The 15681-nt window shown below is 48.0% G+C and carries 14 protein-coding genes and 1 pseudogene; 5 read left to right on the top strand and 10 right to left on the bottom strand.

What is annotated here, in order from left to right:
* Nucleotides 1–160: 160 nt before the first annotated feature.
* Nucleotides 161–760, top strand: a complete 600-nt coding sequence (gene yfbR, locus AC50X8_RS02460) for a 5'-deoxynucleotidase (protein ID WP_494878424.1) — start codon at nucleotides 161–163, stop codon at nucleotides 758–760.
* Nucleotides 761–937: 177 nt separating this feature from the next.
* Here the strand turns inward: yfbR and AC50X8_RS02465 are convergent, their stop codons facing one another.
* From AC50X8_RS02465 to AC50X8_RS02505, 9 genes are all read right to left on the bottom strand, one after another.
* Nucleotides 938–1285, bottom strand: coding sequence for a hypothetical protein (locus AC50X8_RS02465; RefSeq protein ID WP_494857941.1), 348 nt, complete (start codon nucleotides 1283–1285; stop codon nucleotides 938–940).
* A gap of 7 nt (nucleotides 1286–1292) precedes the next feature.
* Nucleotides 1293–4298 carry a DEAD/DEAH box helicase gene (locus tag AC50X8_RS02470; RefSeq protein WP_494878426.1) on the bottom strand — a complete coding sequence of 1002 codons (3006 nt, stop codon included), beginning with the start codon at nucleotides 4296–4298 and terminating at the stop codon, nucleotides 1293–1295.
* Complete coding sequence (locus AC50X8_RS02475) at nucleotides 4295–5905, bottom strand: SWIM zinc finger family protein (protein ID WP_494878428.1); 1611 nt, start codon at nucleotides 5903–5905, stop codon at nucleotides 4295–4297. Before AC50X8_RS02475 ends, AC50X8_RS02470 begins: the two co-directional genes overlap by 4 nt.
* Nucleotides 5906–6200: 295 nt before the next feature.
* The gene (locus AC50X8_RS02480; protein ID WP_494878430.1) at nucleotides 6201–6596 is read right to left on the bottom strand and encodes a hypothetical protein; all 396 of its coding nucleotides are present in this window, start codon (nucleotides 6594–6596) and stop codon (nucleotides 6201–6203) included.
* 16 nt (nucleotides 6597–6612) lie between these two features.
* On the bottom strand, nucleotides 6613–7233 hold the full coding sequence (locus AC50X8_RS02485; protein WP_494878432.1) for a hypothetical protein: 621 nt from the start codon (nucleotides 7231–7233) through the stop codon (nucleotides 6613–6615).
* 207 nt (nucleotides 7234–7440) lie between these two features.
* Entirely contained in the window at nucleotides 7441–8028 is a 588-nt protein-coding gene (locus tag AC50X8_RS02490; protein ID WP_494878434.1) for an NAD(P)H-dependent oxidoreductase, read from the bottom strand.
* A gap of 33 nt (nucleotides 8029–8061) precedes the next feature.
* On the bottom strand, nucleotides 8062–8487 hold the full coding sequence (locus AC50X8_RS02495) for a MarR family winged helix-turn-helix transcriptional regulator (protein ID WP_494878436.1): 426 nt from the start codon (nucleotides 8485–8487) through the stop codon (nucleotides 8062–8064).
* 162 nt (nucleotides 8488–8649) lie between these two features.
* Nucleotides 8650–10407, bottom strand: a complete 1758-nt coding sequence (locus tag AC50X8_RS02500) for a sensor histidine kinase (protein ID WP_494857928.1) — start codon at nucleotides 10405–10407, stop codon at nucleotides 8650–8652.
* Between the two features lie 100 nt (nucleotides 10408–10507).
* A complete protein-coding gene (locus AC50X8_RS02505) occupies nucleotides 10508–11182 on the bottom strand; it encodes a tetratricopeptide repeat protein (RefSeq protein ID WP_056030272.1) in 675 nt (224 codons plus the stop codon).
* A 218-nt stretch (nucleotides 11183–11400) separates the two neighbouring features.
* On the opposite strand from AC50X8_RS02505, the gene AC50X8_RS02510 reads away from it, so the two are divergent.
* Nucleotides 11401–11625 carry a helix-turn-helix domain-containing protein gene (locus AC50X8_RS02510; protein WP_006040330.1) on the top strand — a complete coding sequence of 75 codons (225 nt, stop codon included), beginning with the start codon at nucleotides 11401–11403 and terminating at the stop codon, nucleotides 11623–11625.
* Here the strand turns inward: AC50X8_RS02510 and AC50X8_RS02515 are convergent.
* Entirely contained in the window at nucleotides 11622–11891 is a 270-nt protein-coding gene (locus tag AC50X8_RS02515) for a hypothetical protein (protein WP_494878439.1), read from the bottom strand. The two genes, AC50X8_RS02510 and AC50X8_RS02515, sit on opposite strands and share 4 nt — an antisense overlap.
* Before the next feature lie 32 nt (nucleotides 11892–11923).
* Here AC50X8_RS02515 and AC50X8_RS02520 point away from each other — a divergent pair, with 32 nt between their 5' ends.
* The 3 genes and pseudogenes from AC50X8_RS02520 (at nucleotide 11924) to AC50X8_RS02530 (ending at nucleotide 15681) form a co-directional block, all read left to right on the top strand.
* On the top strand, nucleotides 11924–13534 hold the full coding sequence (locus AC50X8_RS02520; protein WP_494878441.1) for an RICIN domain-containing protein: 1611 nt from the start codon (nucleotides 11924–11926) through the stop codon (nucleotides 13532–13534).
* Between the two features lie 300 nt (nucleotides 13535–13834).
* Nucleotides 13835–15009 (top strand): annotated as a pseudogene (locus tag AC50X8_RS02525) (IS3 family transposase).
* A gap of 429 nt (nucleotides 15010–15438) precedes the next feature.
* A complete protein-coding gene (locus AC50X8_RS02530; RefSeq protein WP_494878443.1) occupies nucleotides 15439–15681 on the top strand; it encodes a hypothetical protein in 243 nt (80 codons plus the stop codon).

The following is a 15681-nucleotide window of genomic DNA, read 5'->3' on the forward strand; positions in this document are numbered from 1 at the left end:
CTAGGTTCTAGAAGTCTATATAAGCCATATTTTCAATAAAAATAAAATCAAGATGCAGGCGCAGCCTAGCTGCCCTTGCGTTCAGCCTTTATAATAGCATAGAACAGCAAACGTCTTTTGCTTTCATATCTATTTTATCGCACAAAGGAGTCAGCATCTCATGGACAGTCATTTTTTTGCTTATATGTACCGCCTGAACTATATTGAGCGCTGGAGTCTCATGCGCAATACGACAAAGGAAAACGTCGCCGAGCACTCCTTCCGCGTTGCCCTGCTCGTGCATATGCTATGCGAAATCGGCAATTCGTTTTTTGCCAAACAATTTAATGCCGATCGCGCGGTGACGCTCGCTTTGTTTCACGATGCGACGGAGGTGTTCACTGGCGATATCCCTACCCCCGTCAAGCATCATAATCCTAGCATGCTCGCCAGCTTTCGCGAGCTTGAAGCGCTCGCCGCTGAGCGGCTGCTCGCGATGGTTCCTGAGCCTATGCAGAAAACCTACGGCCCGCTGCTCGGCAAGCACCACGGCAGCCTTTCTCCCGAGGAGCAAACGCTTCAAGCGATGGTGAAAGCCGCTGATTTGCTCGACGCTTACTTGAAATGCCTCTATGAATTATCAGCAGGCAATCGCGAATTTCTCGTGGCTCGGGGACAAACCGAACAAGCGCTGGCTGCGCTAAGCATGCCCGAGGTCGAATGGTTTCTCGCGCATATGGCGCCAAGCCTTGGCATGACGCTTGATGAGCTTTCTGACTGAAACTAAGCTAACTCCAATCTAAGCTTAGCGATACAAACTAAGCCAAGCCAAGTCGGGTCCGCAACTGGATATTGTTGCCCTAGCGTATTCATCTAGGCTGTTCCATACACGAAATGGAAGAAAGGACGGAATAAACCCCGTCCTTTCTTCCATTTTTTTCGCTAAGCAACCCTGAGCTCAGTCGCGCATCTTCGCAACATAATGGCTGACAGCGTCATAGAAAGCCTTCCATTCCTCATTCGATTGTTCAGCTGAACTAGTCTCAGGAAGCACCTTCAGCTGATCATCCGAAGGCTGCAAAGGGTTAATCGCCCCAAGCTCCTCAGCCCTTGATGCTTCGTTTCGTGCATCGTTAGGCACGTCTCCTGATGCATTTGAAGCTGTGCTCCATGCTTCGCTAGAAGCCACTCCCAGCGCTTGGGCCTGCAACTGACCTACTTCGGCCTCGGCTGTTCCTTCGCCGCTGCGCTTGCGGCGCTCGGCCATTACTTTCGTTAGCTGGTCTCTCAGCTTCTCTTCCGCCATCTGGCACTCATCCTTTCAGCCAGTTTTTCCGCAGCTCAAACAATTCCTTCAGCTCATCTGTAGACAGCTCGGTTATCCACTGCTCAGACTGGCCGACCACTTGGTCATTCAGCGACTGCTTGCGTTCAATCATTTCATCGATTTTCTCCTCAAGCGTGCCTAGCGTAATAAATTTATGAACCTGCACCTCGCGCGTCTGCCCAATCCGGAAGGCGCGGTCAGTTGCTTGATTTTCCACCGCCGGATTCCACCAGCGGTCAAAGTGAAATACATGATTGGCCGCTGTAAGATTGAGTCCCGTACCGCCAGCCTTAAGCGAAAGGACGAAAGCGCTGCAAGGCTGCTCGGGATTTTGAAAGCCTTGAATCATCTCATCTCGCTTTATTTTTGGCACTCCGCCATGCAAATAAGGAACGCTCGTACCCAGCCGCTCTTCCAGCAGCTTCTTGAGCTGATGACCCATCTCTACGAACTGGGTAAAAATCAGGCAGCGCTCCCCTTCGGCAGCGACCTCCTCCACCATATCCATCAGGCGGGCGACCTTGTTCGAACGATCTTCCTCCCACTGCTTCGCTCCGCCGTTATCCCCTTCCATCAGGCCGGGATGATTGCAAAGCTGCTTAAGCCTGGTCAAGGAAGCCAGAATAAGACCGCGCCGCTGCATCGCTCCTAGCGTATCAAGCTTCTCCAGCAGATCTGAAACAATATTTTCATACATCGCGCCTTGCTCTGCCGTGAGCGAAATATATGTCTTGCCTTCGAACTTCTCCGGCAACGACAGCTGGATAGCCGGGTCCTTCTTAATGCGGCGAAGCATGAACGGCTTCACCCAGCGCTGCAAGCCTGCGATCATCTTCTCATCCCGCGTCCGTTCGATTGGAGCGACAACTTCCTTGCGGAACTCATTAATCCCGCCCAAATAACCTGGATTAATAAAATCATAGATGGACCACAGCTCGGTCAACCGATTTTCCATCGGTGTGCCCGTCAGCGCTACCCGGTGCCTTGCAGGCAGCTTGCGAATGGCTGCCGACTGCTTCGTGTAAATGTTTTTTATATTTTGCGCCTCATCCAGACATAATGCATCCCAAGATACGGCGCCTAAATCCTCTTCATCCAATTGGGCCAGCGAATACGAGGTAATGACCAGATCCATGTCACGTACAGCCTCCTCGAACGCTTCGCCCTTCTCCCGCTTCGGGCCATAGTGAAGATGAACCTTAAGCTGCGGAGCAAATTTCTCCAGCTCCTTCTCCCAGTTGCCGATTACCGAAGTTGGGCATACAAGCAGCGAAGGCGCGTGAGCTAATGCCAAGGAAGCTCCGAGCTTAAGCTGCTGCTCGCGCTGCTCCTTCACATAAACGAGATAAGCCATGAACTGAATCGTCTTTCCGAGACCCATATCGTCTGCAAGGCAGCCGCCAAAGCCGAATCTCCGCAAAAACAACAGCCAAGAAACCCCTTGCAGCTGGTAAGGACGAAGCTCGCCAAGGAAACCTTCCGGCTTGTCGATAAGCGGAATTTCCGACGTATGCTGAAGCTGTTCCAGCCATCTGGACAGATGTTCATTGAGCTCTACTTCGGCCCGCAGGTCATGGACCTGCTCCTCCTCTTCCTCCAGTACAGCTCCGCCCATCAAGTGCATTTCCATGACATCGCGGAAGGACAGACCGCTTTTCTTGCCCATTTTCGAAACCCAGCTGCGGATTTGCGCCACATCCTGCGGATCTAAATGCACCCATTCGCCGCCAATTTTCATCAAGCGCCGGTTTTCCTCTGCGAGGCGCATAAACTCGGCTTCCGACAGATCGACATTGCCGAGCGCCATTTTCCAATCGAATTGCACGATTTGGTCGAGTCCGAACATCGGCTGCGCATCCGAGCCAACCGATGATTTGACCTTCGCCTTTAGCCGCAGCTTGCGTGATCTAACGGCTTCCCACCAGCTTGGCAGCAGCACGGGACAGCCCGCGTCAAGCAGCGTCAAGCTTGCCGATTCCATGAAGCTCCATGCTTCATTGTCTGACAGCCGCAGCTTGATTTGTCCGGCTGCTGCCGGATCCTGCCAACCCGGCAATGCGCTAACCCACTTCGCTTCCTCTTTCGCAAGCTTTGCGGGCAGCAGGGGCAGCCACTCTTCGGGCAGACTCGCCTCAGCCTCAGCAGGCCCTAAACCTTCCGTCCCCGCCTTCCACGAAAGCGGAGATTCAGGCTCGCTGTCCGCAGCCAGCTCCCATGCTCCGGCAGCGCCGCGTACTAGCGGCAGCCAAGCACCGCCGCTGCGGCTTTGCAAAGCCGGCCGCAGCGTCCATTCCGGCTGCTCGCCCGACTCCACGAGCTGCAAAGCCACCTTAAACGGCAGCGAATCTTTACGCAGCCCAAGCGCAATCAGCCAATCTTCCTCCTCGGCCGCTTTGCGCAAAACGACGATTTCGCCGCCAGCAGCTGTGCCGACCTTCTGCCACGCTTCCGCAGCCAAGCTATCCGGCTGCTGCAAAACCTCTTCTACCGCCAGGCTTAGCCAGCGCTGCACCTCAACATCTCCCGCATGCCCAGCTTCCTGAATAAGCCGTTCCCACAGCGCACTTGCCTCGCCGCCTGTCTTCGTTTCCGGCACATTCAGCTTCCAAGCCCGCTGCTCCTCCGACCAGCCGCTCCAATCCGGCATAAACCAGCCTTGCAGCAGTGCCTCCCGAATCAGGGAAGCCAGCTCTCTCAGCCGCTGGGCTCGCTCCGTCCACTCTACCTGCAGCAGCCGTGCATGCTTGGGCTGCGACAAATAATCGACCGCCAGCAGCGGCGACAGCAGCAAAGCCTTGCGATCGCCATGCTGGGTATCCTCCACTTCCGTGCCGTACCAGGATGCTTTGTGCCAAGCGAATAGCACGGAACGCAGACGTATCGCCGACTCCTGCTGGTCGCTAGCAAACAGAGCTATCCGGTATTCGCCGCTCTCCGCTTTCATCCAGCAGGCGTCCATCGTTAAAATTCCAGTGCCAATAGATGCTCTCATGTCACAATTTTTCCTTTCCACAGCTCCTCTTGGAACGCGCGCAGCCGCTGGTATTTACGGCTGACGCCCGTAATATAAACCTGCCATCTGTCCATTTCCTTCTCGGCTTTATATATACGCTCCAGCTTTTTGAGCTGCTTCACCGCCATTCGATAGCCTTGGCGATTGCGCGAGCTGATCCAATTGTCGATGGCCTGATGATAGAGCGGCATCATGACTCGCGGGTTCACCTTCGACACCTCGCGCACATCCTGAATCGGCAAATCATCGGGCTGGGCGCCAATCAGCATTTGCAGCTCAGCCCATTCCTCATATTTTTTCTGCGCAAACCAATGCTCCGTAAGCTCCGAATAAGAATGCGGCAGCAGCGACGTCATGTAGGACGTCCATTTCAAATTATCCGGTTGATCCGTATCCGCGCGGCGGCATAAAGTTAGAAACGGTCCCACTGTCCTTCCGCTCCGAATCGCATAAATTTGCTTGTAAAGATAGGTCATCCACGCCTCAAACGGCTCCCAGTCGCCTGCTTCCAGCCGCTGAGCTGCGCATGTATATACCATTTTTTGCGAGCCTCTAAAATCCGTTTTCCCGAAATGGGCCAAAGCTTCCTCATCCTGCCCATCGAAAAAATACATCATCGCAATCGCCGTATGAATAAACGTGTCGTTTACTTGCTCGTCAGCGTTCTCCGTCTGCTCACCTGCCGATGCGAGCATCGAAGCCAGCTCACGCTGCTGCCAGTCCCGGTTTTCCGACATTTTCCCGCACAGCGCCAAATAAATATAAGGCCAGTCGAACAGCTGCTGCTCCTTGCGCAGAGCTCGGTTATAGGCATATCCAACAACCGCATCGGCCCATTCACGCTCATCCTCCAGCATTTCGGCAGGAGACAGCTCCAGTACGAGCGTATAATAATGCTCCAGCCATGGCTCAGCCATACGGACGAACGACATTTCGTGATAATAGCGGCTGAATGAATCTACCGCTTTAATCGCCAGCTCCGCCTGATCCAGCACGAATAAAATGACATTCATCCAGTGCAGGCGCTGCTTTTTTTTATCCCAGTCTTTGGACGTGCCTTTGAGTGCAGACAGCACGGGCTGCAAGGAGTGCAGCGAGTGGCGGCATACGCGCCATGAATCGCCATACTCCTGCTCCATCCACTCCTGCCAATCTGCAGGAGACGCATCCATGCCCGGGGTAGAGGCTGCTCTCCCCCGCTGCTCCACAACGACAGCCGCCCGCGGTGCAGGCTCCGGCTGAAGCCCGGTCAGGCGCCGATACGCAGACTCCGGAGTGCCATGAAGCGCCTGATTTTGATCGCAAAAAGCAAAAAATACGGCGGACATATGCTTGCAGAACCCGCCATACGGACACGTACATCTGCTATATGCAAAATCCATCACATCAATGCTTACCGCATACAGCTCCGACCCTGCAACGACGCCTGTCAGCAAATGCTGATCATGCACCTCCACTTTTCGAACATAGCCTTTACGAAAATATTCCCAGCCGCGCTCGACAATAACCTGCTGCATATGCTCCCTGATATTGCCTTCTAACAGCTTCAATAGCTGACCGTAATTTCTAGTCAAAGCTTTGTTCACCCGCTTCCTTCCGCTCAAGTAACATTCTTTCCATTATAACACATGAGAAGACGACTTTCCGAGAAGTCTGTAGCCCTGACATGAAGAGACAACCAACACTTATGAAAAGCTGAAAGCCCTCATGTCTTTTGTCAGAACTTTAAACTAACTAGACATTGAGCGAAACCACTTGAGGATGCCGAAATCAGGCATATGGTGAACACAAAAAAACAAGGAAATCCCCCGCATTCAACGCTGGAGAATTGCCTTGTTTTTATTTATGCAACTGTTTCATTTAACTAATTTTTACCAAACCCTATTTTGATGAGGCTTGAAGTAAGCTCAGCTCTAGCCCTCCCACCCAATTTAACAATGCACTCTTTGACGTTTTAATAGGAAAAAGCTGACCCTGATATTCAAAAATCAACAAATAGCGGTCTGTAGCCCGTTCATGCACCCATCGCAGAAAAAAATCCTCCTCAATATGCAGAAAATAACTGTTATATTTTTCTTCTGGAAAATGCTTTAGCAAATGTATAAATGCATGTACGACTCTATTCGTCCAGCCAAAACGACTTTCTCGCTCCGTTTTGCCATGACGACCAAACGCAACAAATAGCCAGCTTCCCTCGTCAGGCTCGGCATCATGACTCAAAAATCGAAGCTCAATCCATGTCCCTTGTTCTTGTTCATCCCTAAGTACATCATTCATCAACGGGTTACCTCCATTACTTGAAAATCCATGTTGCCTTTTTCAATCTACCGTTGGAGATTCTTGTTTCGATAGCATTACCTGTTTCAGTGTAAGTCGAAATTACTGTATTACTATTTTTCTCTAAAATAACAACCAGTTTGTTGTTAGGATCGTACATGACACGAGAGTCAAAATCAAGATCGTCATATTTCTGTACTAATTTAATGCCTGAGGAAATTTCACTTAGTAAATTATCCAGTGCGACACTAGTAACGTTGCGTTCGACAGCTCTTACCATGGAATGATAGGTTAATTTGGTCGTAATATTTTTAGCAGTTGTTTTGACCGTAACAGATGCTGTTGTCTTAATTGCATCTTTAAATACCAGTTTAAGCAGATGAAGAATAACACCGACAACCATAGGCTCTGCATTAGATTTTTGATAAAAGGAAGTTTCAGCATTCATTTGATTTTCCAGAGCATTGGCTTGAAGCGCACGCAGCATTTCCCGTTCGAACTCATCATGTAAAGCAGAATTATTTAGTTTAACAGTTCGATCCTCTACGCTTTGCGCAGACACTCCAGCTGTCAATAGTAAATTAACCATTATTACCAATGACAATGAAAGGGCAATATTTCTAAACAAACTTTTCAAAAAAACATCTCCTTTTGTATTCATAATTTTACCTTTAATAACAATTAAATTTTACCATATTAAATAAAATATATCATCAATTATAATTTCATAATTATTTCGATTTTGTGAACGAATTTCAAGAAATTTCTTATAAAAAAGCCTCTAGCCGAGCTGCTTAATTAGCAGTCGTGCCAGAGGCGAATAGATCATACTCGCTATCATTCATTAAGCCTGAAATACCGTCTTAACCGTCTGCTCTACCTGCTGCAAGTTCGCTTTCAGCTCCGCTTCGCCGATTTGGCCAATGCTGCCGAAGAACAGATGTCCAACGGACTTTATGCCGACAAAATCAAAAATGCCCGTATCGGAAGTCATTTTCATGCCGGCAGTCATGCCGTTTTGATCGTAAATTTCACTTGGCGTGCCGTGCGTATTAATAATAAAGCCTTTTTTGCCGGTAAGCAGCTTGTCAATGCCGGTTTCTCCATACGCATAAGCGTAACCGTAAGCAAATACGCGATCAACATAGCCTTTCAAAATAGCAGGAAGACCCGTCCACCAAATCGGAGAAATAAAGGTAATCGCATCTGCTTCAGTCACATACTTCTGCTCTGTCAAAATATCTTCAGGCGTCTGGCCAGCACGCATGGCTGCTGTGTCTTCCAGGGTAAGCACCGGCTGAAATTTCAGCGCATACAAGTCACGCACCGTTACTTCATGACCTTCAGCTTTCAAGCTTTGTACCGCTGTGTCCAAAATGGCACGGTTGTAGCTATCTTCGTTCGGATGGGCAAATACGATAAGATGTTTCATAGAAAAATGCCTCCTAAATAATCGTTGAATTTTTTAAAACCGGCTGTGTACTTGCTCCAGCAGCTGCTCCAGCTGCAAGCTCTGCTCCTCACTTAAGCCGCCGTAAATCACGTCATTGACCTGCTGGGAAATAGCTAGAAAAATCGGCTCCAGCCCTAGGCCTCTCTCGGTTAAAATGATCAGTGAAACACGGCTATCCCTCTCGTCCTTTGTCCGCTCTACATACCCAAGCTGCTCCAGCTTGTTGATGAGTACGGTCGTCGTCGGCTGTGTGCGATGGATTTTCTCCGATAATGCCTTGACAGACAGCGGCTGCTTCTCCCGATATAAAAACATGAGAATATCGCCGTGCGAAGGTACTATTCCCGTAATTTGCTTCGCTTCCAGCTCGCTTACAATCAGCTTATTGGCTTTGTCTCGAATTTTAGCAACTAATGACAATGCGTTGTGTTTTATCATATTGCGATTATACATAGATGTCTATGTATTTTCAAGCACTTATTATTTCAATGCTAGTATTTCCCTCGCTATGCTCAAAATAATCACAAGAACGGCTTAGCCATAAAAAAAGCAGCTCCTGGCTTTCATGAGAAAAGCAGGAGCTGCTGTAGGGCAAAACGATTAAATTTTATGAGGAATCGTTATAAAAAAGGTCAGACGGTCAGGTCCATCGGCATAAATGTCAATTGTTCCTTTATACTTGTCTACAATAGATTTCACGATGGACAAGCCCAGCCCTTGGTGATCCTGATCACCCTTCGTGGAATAGCCCGCTTGGAAAAGCGGCATGGACGCCACCTTCTCAGCATCCTCGCATGTATTCGTAATCGTAAATTCTAGAAAGCCGTTTCGCTGCAAGCCTTGCAGCTCAACCACTCGCATGCTCTCCGGATATCTCATCGTCTCATCGAAGGCATTGTCAATGAGATTGCCGAGAATACGGTTCAAATCAAGCGTTTTGACGCCCATTTCCAGCTTGTCGAAGCTTGTAAAAGTACACTCAAACATAATTCGGTAGCTTTCCGCCTGCGAAGTTTTTGAGCGAATGAGCGCGGCAATCGCCGGATTGCCAATATTAATAATATCGTTCATTTGCCGAATTTCGCCCGTCAGCTCCTTCGTATACGCAATGAGCTCCTCATGCTTGTTCAATTCTGCAAGCGAATGGATCGTCTGCACATGGTTGAGAAAATCATGGCGCTGCGCCCGAATCGATTGAAACATCTGATTGATTTCATCGACGTACGTTTGCTGAGTGACCTGCACGGCATTATCACGCGAACGGCGGTAATAGTTCATCACGACACCTGCCGTCACTAGGCTAAGCGCCGTTACAAGGACAATAATGATGGCAATATTCAGCAGCTGCGTAGACATTTGGTCACGAATAACCTGATAATCGGACACCAGCGTCAGCACATAGCTGTCCATTGGCACGCCGTTCTCATCCACAATATTCAGTCCTTTGTCCTCGGTAAAGACGGGAATGAACATTTTGAAAACATGCTTGCCGCCCACTACCTCATCGACGGTTACATTTTGCTTCGTGTTGAAGGCCTTCGACACATTAGCTACGTCGCTGTCCGCAACATAATTATAGCTCCCGTACAAGATCGGCTGCTGCAAAATATGCTCCTGCACATCGCCATTCGGGTGAACCGTCTCAAAAGGGCCTTTCGCAAACGTCTCCGGATTAAGCACTGTAACTTCCAGAAGCGCTTTATTGCTTGCAATCGTCTTCTTAATCAACGAATCTACACCTGTCAGCTCCTCGTATTCCGCCAGCTTCGTGTAGCTGACATAAGGATCGGTTATGTAATTCGTCGTCCCGTCAAAATAATAGCCCCATTTATAAATGCTGCCTGGATCGGTAGAAGCCACCTCGAATGGACCGCTCCAAAAGTTGGGCAGCGATTTGCCAAGCCAGTCGATTTCCACATTTCGCTGATCAAACAGCTGGTTAAACACGATAAACCAAGGGTCCCAAGATTTTGTGCTTTTGCCTAGCTGCGTTTTATCGGACGATTTATATAATAAAATATCGTCCTTCACGCGTTTAAGCAGCGTAATGTGGTTGACGCCAAGCTTCGCGCTCAGCTCCACCAATTGCTCATTCGTTACTTTATCGACGTCGGGATCAAGGGCATATTGGGCAGCAATCGATACGACCCGAAGCTCGTCGCCGATTAAATCCTGATAACGCTCCGCCCCTAGCCGCGATTGCTCCACTGAAAACTCAATCTGCCTGGCCACGGCGGCAACTTCCCGATTTAACGCATCTTCCAATGATTCTTTCGTTAAAAAATAATAAGCTGTGTTATTCAATAAAATAATGACCACAATAACTGAAATCGCCATAAACCATATATTTCGCTGCATGTATTGCTCCTCTATCGTGTACGCTATTAATTAGATTATGTACGATTTTTAGGCAAACGACAATAAACGTTTTTTAAACGCCGCATTGCAATCTTTGCCATTACTTGCTCCATCTTCTGAACCACAAGCGAAGAGCCCATTTTCGCTCGCCGCGTTTTTTATATTTGGGCAGCGTTCGGTAAATGCGCAAGCCTTCCTCAATTGCGTTTTTCGCATCCTGCTCCTTGCCCATCGTCTTGTATATGCCCGCAAGGCGCTCGTAAGCCTCGCAGGAGGACGATTGAATGCTTTGAAACGCTTCAATATAGGAAATAGCCTGAGATGCATCTTTGCCTGCATACAACGCAGCCAAACGCAAATACGGCGCGCCGTATTTCACCCGCTCGTTTAAAGTTAGCGCCCGTTTAATGGCCGCTTCGCCGCGCTCCGTCTGTCCCGTTTGCAGCAGGCAAAGGCCAAGGTCATCCCAATATTCGGCGGAATCCTCCAGCGTATGCTCCATAGGAGAAAGCCAGGCTAACGCTTCGTTATATTTTTTCTTCTCGATTAAAATTCTCGCGATTTCCTGTTTGGAGGACACATCATTGGGAGCCATATCGACATGGCGTCTCAGCTTTCTGAGCTGGCTCGATCTTCGCAAAGGACGCACAAAGCTAGGCGTCAAGCCGACAAATCGGCGATCCAGCGCATACAAAATAAGCAGCAGCACGATAATCGCAATAAACGGATTTCCCGTGAGCCAAGTCAAGAAGAAAAATAAAAAGATTTTACTCATTCGTTCCTCCCATGCCTGAATAACACCGCGAGCATATACAGCAGGGGCTCCGGCGTCGATTGGTTAAATTTTCATCTATCATACCATAAAATTCTCCGCTTGCGCCCATTTTCTCCGCCAACAGCACCATTAGTACCCGTCATTCATACTATATTTTGACTGTATCCCTTAACCTTGTTAAACCATAAAAACCCAAGCAAGGAGGGGTGACTGAAAAGGTGAAAGGTAGCGACCATAAGAGCAAGTTTTTACTGACACATCGTGAGCGCGAGGTATTCGAGCTTCTAGTCCAAGACAAAACAACACGAGATATTGCGCAACAGCTGTTCATTAGCGAGAAGACCGTCCGCAACCATATCTCTAATGTGATGCAAAAATTAAACGTTAAAGGTCGTTCGCAAGCGGTTGTCGAGCTAATCAAGCTCGGGGAGCTGCAGATTTAATTCACGGCTCTCCCTTCTTTATTGCTTTGGCAAAAGCCATTTGCTAATAGGTTGTTACCATTTATGGTATTTCGCGAGGCAGCATAGTGCGCTATGCTGTCTTTATTTTTGGTTCTGAAGCAAAGCTGATACCACAGCAAATCCATTTTTCCCCAAGCCCCTTTGAGTCTCTTTTCATTATAAGGAGGTGGTACAAGCTCTGAATCAACAGAGCCTGCAGCGAGGCAACCGACAACAGCTAGTTTACAGACTAGATCGTTTTCCATAAACCCAGAACGAGGAGGCGTAACGGTTGAAAATGTCCAAATCCTTACGATTCGCCAGCATCACCCTTTGCTTCGCTCTAATTTTGAGTGTATGGCCATTCACTGCTTCTATTCCAAAGGCCGAGGCTGCAGATGCCAGCTCCTACCCTTATCAAGCGATGAGACTGGAAAATGTCAACAAAGGCTGGAACTTGAACATTCTCGGCTACAGCAGCAATTCTGAAGTGAACGTATGGCCTACGAATGGAGAAAGCAACGAAAGATGGCGATTTGAAACGACAGATGGAGAGTACTTCAAGCTCATTAATGAAAAAACAGGCCTGCTGCTCTCTCCGCTTAATTGGTCCTTGGCAGATGGAACAGCGGCCGTGCTTTATGCAGACTCGAACAGAAACGAGCAATTGTGGAAAATAGTTGGCAACGATACCGATGTTAATGGCGACTATATTTCCTATCATGTCTTAAACAAAGCTGACAGCACGAAGGCACTTATCCTTAATTTATCGACAAATAAAACGATGATAGGCACCTATGCAGGCAGCACTACCCACAAGTGGAAGCTCGTCTCAGACGGACTTGTCGGCTTTGCCGGATTCGCCAAAGATTTGAACGGGTACAATAAAACCGGAACGATCGGCGGCTTGCTGGGAAAAACGGTTTTCGTCCATACGCTTGCCGAGCTGAAAACCGCCTTGCTCGATATAAAGCCGCTGACGATCGTCATTTCCAGCAATATCGACAATGCCAACTCGGAGGTTTACGATTTACGGATCGCCTCCAATAAGACGATTATCGGATCCTTTGCGGCAAACAGGCTGACAGATGCGCGTCTGCGCACCGATGACTATTTTAAGGCAGAGGGCGTCAGCAACAATGTCATCATTAAAAACATCAACTTTGAAATCAAAAACAGGAGAGATGTTGTGACCGTCGCCATCTACGGGTCCCGCAACGTATGGATTGACCATAACACCTTTACCTCCTCTCTGGGCATTGATGTTGGCGAGGTCGGAAAATTTATTTGGATCAATACGAGCGTTTATTCCAACACTGATCCGGATTATGTCACCATATCCTACAACAAGCTTTCTAACCGTTATTGGACAGTCGCTTTCGGCACAGTAACCGCACTGAACAAAAATAATGCGACAGTTATGCTCAACAATTTTAATTCGACCGTTCGCAGAACGCCGCAATCGGGCAATGGCCGACTGCATGTATTAAACAATTTGATTCAGCGGACGCTGCCAAGCACGGATGACGCCGGCTATGCAGCCATTATCGGCGGCTCGGGCGCACACGTATATTCGGATGCCAACATCTTCCATAATTTCAAGAAAGAATCCAGCGGTTATTGGGATACGGAAATTACGATTGATTCAAATGCTACCATCAAAGATGTTGGCTCCTATACCAATAAAGGTGAAAATGCGCCGGTAGCGACGCCTTATGCCCTGCCAACTCCAGCCGGCACGGTGACGACCTTCAATCCCGCCACCAAATACAGCTATCCAATATTGAAAGCGTATACAGCGTCAGGAAACGACGTAAAAACCTTCACAACCCAGTTTGCAGGTGCCGTAAGCAGCGCCTCAAGCTTGAAATACGTTCATTACCCTGAATTCGCAAACTACCTGCAATAAGCTTTAGGATAGGTCTTGTGAAATTTTTATAATGCAAAAAAAAGCGCAAATACCGAGGCCGCTCCAGCGTCGATACTTGCGCTTTCTCCTTCATCGTTGCCTACTTTAGCAATAATCAATTTGCATCGTTCCAAGTGCTTGCTTCCTGCACAAAGATAGACTTGGTGGACACAGCAGCCGCTATTTCAACAAAACCACGGGTATGGCACATGTTGCGGACTCAGGTGAACTAGACTAAAAAGTGGACACGGTGAACCCAACCCATGGATAATAAAAAAAATGCCAGAAGAGGTGGTCGCCGTGGTAGAACGGAAACGATACAACAAAACATTTAAAGAAGAAGTGGTCAAGTACATCCAAGAACAACGGAAGTCCATGGACGAGATTGCCATGGAACTAAACATTCCAAAGGGGACGCTGAAGAATTGGATGATGACGTTTCGCCAGTTCCCCGATGAGCCGTTTGTAGGGAGTGGTAAACTCCGCACCCAAGAACAACAAATTGTGGATCTGGAACAAAAGAATAAGGATTTGGAAGAGGAGATCGCCATCCTAAAAAAAGCGATGCACATCTTCAGCAAAGACCGGAGTTAAGGTTTCTGTTTATTGAGGAGCATCGCTCCGTATTCCGGATTGAGAAGATGTGCAGCGTACTTGGTGTGTCCCGAAGCGGGTATTACAAATGGCGGACCACCCCTCCCAGTGACCGTAAGAAACGCCGTGAACATCTGCTACAACGTATTGACTACCATTTTCATGACAACGATGAAATTTACGGCAGCCCCAAAATCACCCGAAAACTGCACGAAGAAGGGTTTACCATCGGTGAGAAAACCGTGGGCCGACTTATGCGAGAGCATCATCTTCGCTCGCAAGCGATGGGAAAATTCAAGGTGCAAACGACCGATTCGAACCACGATTTCCCGATTGCACCCAATTGGCTAAACCAGCATTTCGATGTGTGTACAAAACCAAACCAGGTATGGGTCACAGACATTACTTACATCCGAACAGGCCAAGGCACGGTCTATTTGGCGAGCGTATTAGATTTGTTTACGCGTAAAATTGTGGGCTGGCAGCTCGGAAACCGAATGAAAGTCGAATTGGTTTCTGCCGCTCTGGACAAGGCCTATGAGGCACAGCAGCCGGATAAAGGGCTTATTCACCATTCCGATCGTGGGAGTCAATACGCCTCCGCAGAGTACCGAAAGAAGCTCAAGGCGTACCATATGATTCGCAGCATGAGCCGCCGAGGAAACTGTTATGATAATGCTTGCATAGAATCGTTTCACAGTATCCTCAAGCGAGAACTCGTTTACCGCAAGAAATTTCAGACTCAAAAAGAAGCAGAAAGCCATCTATTTCGGTACATTGAGTTCTTCTACAACCGCAAACGCATTCACCGGACTCTGGGCTATCTTTCGCCAGATCGCTTCGAGTCGCTGTATTACAGCCATACAAATCTTGCGAATTGACCAATTTACTGTGTCCACTCTATTGACAGAGGTACAAGGAGCCGCTAATACGCTGACAGAAGCCTTTTTGATAGGATAATGAGGGCAATAGCGGATTTCCTATCCGCTTACTATCTGAAATCTTAACAAAAGCCACAATAGCGGAACCTCAGTCCTCAAAAAAGGAGGGATCATCCCGAGCTCTGTGGTCACACACAGCTACAGTGATTTCAGCAACAATCGTATGTTGCTATTCCCCAGCCTTGAGTTGTTAAATGAAATTTTCCTCGAACAAGAGCTAAGCATGGAGCAACATTTCTGAAATGAATCAGCAGTTTCTTCCCATTTCATTGGCTTTACTAGGTATAAGAGAAATCTGCTCTCTCTTAATTGAATTTATATTATGATAAAATAGAGTCATATTTAAGATTATTACTGGAGGGATTTGCAATGAAATGGCAAGAAGTCAGAGAATTGTTTCCCGATCAATTTGTATTACTCACCATTCTTAACTATCGAGAAGAGGAAGATAAAAAAATAATTACAGAAGTAGCTCCTATTCGCATGGTTCCTGAGAAGGATGCCAACAGAGAATTTTTCAATGTTGAGCCAGGCAACCTTGTTTATCACACCTTCAATGAGGAATGCATCATTCATTTGCGTAAAGATCCTCTGATAAGAGTGAGACGCTAA

It is taken from the genome of Paenibacillus sp. JT22N15 (assembly GCF_059383755.1).